Annotated in this window: 3 protein-coding genes; all 3 read left to right on the top strand. The window is 70.3% G+C overall.

Annotated features, from left to right (window positions below):
- Positions 1-206: 206 nt before the first annotated feature.
- The 3 genes from aspS (at position 207) to H5411_RS45795 (ending at position 4254) form a co-directional block, all read left to right on the top strand.
- On the top strand, positions 207-2003 hold the full coding sequence (aspS, locus tag H5411_RS45805) for an aspartate--tRNA ligase (RefSeq protein ID WP_101434618.1): 1797 nt from the start codon (positions 207-209) through the stop codon (positions 2001-2003).
- 52 nt (positions 2004-2055) lie between these two features.
- Positions 2056-2997: a DUF389 domain-containing protein gene (locus H5411_RS45800; protein ID WP_183127939.1), complete on the top strand. Its 942-nt coding sequence runs from the start codon at positions 2056-2058 to the stop codon at positions 2995-2997.
- 69 nt (positions 2998-3066) lie between these two features.
- A complete protein-coding gene (locus H5411_RS45795; protein WP_101434616.1) occupies positions 3067-4254 on the top strand; it encodes a phosphotransferase in 1188 nt (395 codons plus the stop codon).
- Positions 4255-4348 lie beyond the last annotated feature (94 nt).

Below are 4348 nucleotides of genomic sequence, written 5' to 3'. Positions count from 1 at the left end.
GGCGCCTCGAGCCAGCCACCACCCACCACCGAGCCGCCACCCACCACCGAGCCCTCTCCGAACCGAACCTCGGCGCCCCCGACCCAAACCTGCCCGCACCCCTCAGCACCGGGTTCGTTAGCCTCTGTATCCGGCGAAATGCGTGTTCGGCTCACCCCGCACACCCGCCGCGCCCGAACCTCGTGGACCTAGGGAGAGCAGTCGCAGTGCTCCGCACTCATCAAGCCGGCACTCTGCGTGCCGGACAGGCCGGTCAGACCGTCACCCTCACCGGCTGGGTGGCGCGGCGGCGCGATCACGGCGGAGTCATCTTCATCGACCTCCGGGACGCCAGCGGCGTCGCGCAGGTCGTGTTCCGCGAGGGCGAGATGGCCGAGCGCGCGCACGCGCTGCGCTCCGAGTTCTGCGTGAAGGTCGTCGGCGAGGTGTCGCGGCGTCCCGAGGGCAACGCGAACCCGGACATCGCCACCGGCGAGATCGAGGTGCTGGCCACCGAGCTGGAAGTGCTGTCCGAGGCCGCTCCGCTGCCGTTCCCGATCGACGACCGGGTCGACGTCGGCGAGGAGGTCCGGCTCAAGTACCGCTACCTCGACCTGCGCCGCAGCGGTCCGGCGGCCGCGATCCGGCTGCGCAGCGAGGTCAGCCGCACGGCGCGCGAGGTGCTGCACGCGCAGGACTTCGTCGAGATCGAGACCCCGACGATGACCCGCTCCACCCCGGAAGGCGCCCGCGACTTCCTCGTGCCCGCGCGGCTCAAGCCCGGCTCCTGGTACGCGCTCCCGCAGTCGCCGCAGCTGTTCAAGCAGCTGCTCATGGTCGGCGGCATGGAACGCTATTTCCAGATCGCCCGCTGCTACCGCGACGAGGACTTCCGCGCCGACCGGCAGCCCGAGTTCACCCAGCTCGACATCGAGATGAGCTTCGTCGAGCAGGACGACGTCATCGCGGTCGGCGAAGCCATCGTGAAGGCGCTCTGGAAGCTGATCGGCCACGAGATCGAAACCCCGATCCCGCGGATCACCTACCGCGAGGCGATGGCGAAGTACGGCTCCGACAAGCCGGACCTGCGCTTCGACCTCGAGATCACCGAACTCACCGACTTCTTCTCCGACACGCCGTTCCGCGTGTTCCAGGCCCCGTACGTCGGCGCGGTCGTCATGGCGGGCGGCGCTTCGCAGCCGCGCCGTCAGCTCGACGCCTGGCAGGAGTGGGCGAAGCAGCGCGGTGCCAAGGGCCTGGCGTACGTCCTGGTCAACGAGGACGGCACGCTCGGCGGCCCGGTCGCCAAGAACCTGTCCGAGACCGAGCGCGCGAACGTCGCGGAAGCCGCAGGTGCGAAGCCGGGCGACTGCATTTTCTTCGCCGCGGGCAAGGTTTCCGCCGCTCAGCCGCTGCTCGGCGCCGCGCGCGACGAGATCGGCCGCCGGCTGGGCCTGATCGACGAGGACGCCTGGTCGTTCGTGTGGGTCGTGGACGCGCCGCTGTTCGCGCCGGTCGAGGACATTGGCGACGACGTCGCGGTCGGCTCCGGCAAGTGGACCGCCGTGCACCACGCGTTCACCTCGCCGACCCCGGAGTGGATCGACAAGTTCGAGCAGGACCCGGGCAACGCGCTCGCCTACGCCTACGACCTCGTCTGCAACGGCAACGAGATCGGCGGCGGCTCGATCCGTATCCACCGCGAGGACGTCCAGAAGCGCGTGTTCGCGCTGATGGGCCTCGGCGAGGAGGAAGCGCAGGAGAAGTTCGGCTTCCTGCTCGAAGCGTTCCAGTTCGGCGCGCCCCCGCACGGCGGCATCGCGTTCGGCTGGGACCGCATCGTGATGCTGCTGGCCAAGGCCGATTCGCTGCGCGACGTGATCGCGTTCCCGAAGACCGGCGGTGGCTACGACCCGCTCACCGCGGCGCCCGCGCCGATCACCGCGCAGCAGCGCAAGGAAGCCGGGATCGACGCGAAACCGGCTGTCCCGCAGAACAAACCGGCTGCTGCACAGGAAAAGTAGTGGCCACGCGCAGCATGTCCGTTGAGGGCGGCTGGCGGGGCGGGGTGGGCTAGTGCTGCACCTCAGGGCAATCTGCCCGCCGGAGCACACTGTCGAGACGCTGGAGCTGCTGCGCACCCACCCGGGCGCGGCCCACCTGATCGTGCACCGCGGGGCGTCCGTCTCGCCGGAGGGCGACCTCATCGAGGCGGACGTCGCGCGGGAAGCGGCCGACGACATCGTCGACGCCTTGTGCGAGCTCGGTCTCGACCGCAGCGGCGGCATCACCATGGAATCGCTGGACACAGCGCTGTCCGATGCCGCCGACGCGGCCGAGGAAGCCGCTCCCGGCGAAGGCGCGGACGCGGTCGTGTGGCAGGAGCTGCTCGGCCGCACCGGCGAAGAATCGCGGTGGAACGCCACCTTCCAGGCGTTCCTCGCCTTCGCGTGCCTGCTCGCCGCGGTCGGCGTGCTCACCGACTCGTCGGTCACGATCGTCGGCGCGATGGTGGTGGGCCCCGAGTTCGGCCTGCTCGCCGCGATCGCGGTCGGCGTCGTGCTGCGCCGCTGGGACCTGGTGCGCCGGGCCGCGGTCGCGCTGGTCGGCGGGTTCCCGGTCGCCATGGCCATCACGCTGCTCGGCGTGCTGCTCGGCAGCTGGGCCGGCCTCTTCGACCCGCACGCGATCGTCAACAATCATCAGGTCGATTTCGTGTATCAGGTCGGACCCGCGTCGTTCGTGGTGGCATTGCTCGCCGGGGCAGCCGGAATGCTCGCGATGACGTCGGCGAAATCGGCCGCGCTCGTCGGCGTGTTCATTTCGGTGACGACGGTGCCCGCGGCCGGTTACGCGATGGTCGCGGCGGTCGCCGGGCGCTGGGACCGGGCCGGTTTTTCGGTGCTGCAGCTGCTGGTCAACCTCTTCGGAATCGTTCTTGCTGCGGCCATTGTGCTGATCCTTCGCCGACGCAAGCAACGTTCCGCGGCGTTGTTGCGTCCGCTTTCCCGTGGGTGATTCCGGGCGCGTCCCGGCGCCCGGAACGTTGTGGTCATGGTTGCTCAGTCACGAGTAGGGTCGGTGACAATGACAGTCGACACCTCCTCCGCCGGCGACGCTGGAGTCCGGGCGGAAGCCGGGGAACTCGCCGTCGCCGCGGCCGTCGCGGCGGGCGAGGCGGTGCTCACGCGCCGGTTCGGGAGCGCGATCACGCTGGTCTCGCCCGAGCACCTCTCCGGAAGCGGCCCGGCGACGGTCGTCCGGGCACGCGTCGTGTCGTCCTCGTTCGCGCTGCCGCGCACGCTGGTGGTCAAGCACTATCCGGACCCGCCGGAAGCCGGCCGGCCCGATCCGTTCGCCCAGGAAGCGGTGAGCTACCAGCTCTTCACCGCACTGGCTCCGGACGAGCGGATGTGCCCGGAGCTCCTCGCCCACGACGGCGGCCACCGCGTGCTGGTGATCGAAGACCTGGGCCGCGCACCCACCCTGCAAGACAAGCTGACCGCCCGCGACTCCCGGGCAGCCGAACGAGCACTCCTGTCCTGGGCTCGCTCGCTGGGCCGGCTGCACGCCAGCACCGCCAGCCGCGAAGCCGACTTCAACGCCCTGCTGCGCCGCCTGGGCGGCCCGGTCCGAACCGACAACGACGGTTTGGCGGGTCTGGCCGACGACGTCGAAGAACTCCTCTCCGAGCTGCTCGACGTGCCGGTCCCCGAAGCAGTGCGCGAACGCGTCGCCGAAGCCATCGCCCAAGCCCGGTCGGCCGCCTTCCGCGCGTTCAGCCCGGTCGAGCTGTCCCCGGAAAACAACCTGGTCACCGGCTCCGGAGTCCGCTTCCTGGACTTCGAACGCGGCCGGGTCCGGACGGCACTGGTCGACGCCTCCTGCCTCCGGCTGCCGTTCGTGTCGGACCCGCGCGCGATGGCGCTGCCCGCGGGCATGAGCGAGGCGATGATCGCCGCCTGGCGAGCCGAAATCGTCGACGTATGGCCCTCCTTCGCCGACGACGTCGAACTGGCGAAGCAACTCACCATCAGCGAAATGCTGCAAGTCTGGCAAATCACCCGAGACCTGCTGCCGCACCTGGACCTGACCAGGCACGCCACCCCAGTCAGCCGCGAGGCCGCCCTGGTCACGTGGTGGCGCGAACTGGCAAGGCACGCCGGCTACTCGCGCCTGACCGAAGTCGCCGAACACTCCACCCGAGTCGCCGCCGCCCTAGCCGCCCGCCTAGGCCCGCACGCTGACCTGGCCTTCTACCCAGCCTTCCGCTGAGACCTCACCGCCTTCCGCAGTCCGTGAAGAACCCCTTCGTGGACCGGCCCCATCGCCGCCTAACCGCACCTCGCGAACCCGACGTAACCACCTG

It is taken from the genome of Amycolatopsis echigonensis (genome assembly GCF_014174495.1).
GTDB classification, from domain to species: domain Bacteria; phylum Actinomycetota; class Actinomycetes; order Mycobacteriales; family Pseudonocardiaceae; genus Amycolatopsis; species Amycolatopsis echigonensis.
The sequence above is the reverse complement of the archived record's forward strand: the minus strand, read 5'-3'. Positions and strand labels throughout refer to the sequence as shown.

Bases quoted from the DNA above. Each gene is read 5' to 3' on its own strand.
- H5411_RS45795 (WP_101434616.1), top strand. From the start codon at position 3,067: ATGACAGTCGACACCTCCTCCGCCGGCGACGCTGGAGTCCGGGCGGAA.